Origin of the sequence: Avibacterium endocarditidis (genome assembly GCF_965138825.1) — a bacterium.
Lineage (GTDB): Bacteria > Pseudomonadota > Gammaproteobacteria > Enterobacterales > Pasteurellaceae > Avibacterium > Avibacterium endocarditidis.
Genome location: NZ_CBCSDH010000035.1, coordinates 1 through 859 on the forward strand (window position 1 = coordinate 1; position 859 = coordinate 859).

1 protein-coding gene is annotated in these 859 nt (G+C 43.7%); it reads left to right on the forward strand.

Annotated elements, in window-relative coordinates:
- The first annotated feature begins 361 nt into the window (after window positions 1–361).
- Window positions 362–772 (forward strand): DDE-type integrase/transposase/recombinase, encoded by a 411-nt coding sequence (locus tag ACNAV8_RS11545; RefSeq protein WP_103855324.1) that lies wholly within the window; start codon window positions 362–364, stop codon window positions 770–772.
- Window positions 773–859: the final 87 nt, after the last annotated feature.

Here is an 859-nt window from a genome sequence, read left to right on the forward strand (position 1 = left end):
AAATACGGTATTAATGGGCTCATCCGTCAGCCTAATCGAAAGAAGAATGTGATGAGATTACCCAAACGCCCCGTCAAAACCGATGAAAAAGAACTTTTATTATAAGAACTTGAGTCTCTTCGTGCGGATAATGCCTATTTAAAAAAGTCTTTGGCGCTCAGAGGCCTCAAACTCAAGCGGAAAGATGTGCCACCGTCCGAGAGTTAAGTGCGCAATGTCCCCTTTCCGTATTACTGACAGTGGCGAAACCACCTCGCACTACATTCTATTATGCAAGAAAAATCAAGGGGTTAGATGATATTAATAACTTGATACTGGAAATATTTAAGGCGATTCAAGGACGAGATGGTTACCGTATTATTTGAGCAAAGTTACACGAGCAAGGGCATTATCTAAGTGGAAAAACGGTGCTGAAACGAATGCGTCACCTAAATATCCGCTCCTGCGTAAAGCGAAAAAGCGTATGAAGATGGGAGGAGCCGCTTATCTCGCACCAAATTTGATGGCAAGAAATTTTAAAGCGAAGGCGCTAAACGAGAAGTGGGTCACTGATGTGACCGAATTTCGTGTAGGAAATGAAAAGCTGTATCTTTCGCCGATGATGGATTTGGCGAACCGTGAGATTATTGCCTACCAAATCGGACGGCGACAACGTTTTGGGCTTGTTTCAAAAATGCTTAAAGAAGCCTTATCGAAGCGAGGTTCTGGCGCAGCTCCACTGATTCATAGCAACCAAGATTCAAAGCATGAGTCGCAAGGGGAATTGCGATGATAATGCGGTGATAGAGCGCTTTTTTAGCATTGTGAAGTCGGAATGTTTTTACCCGAATCTTTTACCAATGTCGTGGAGCTGGAGGAG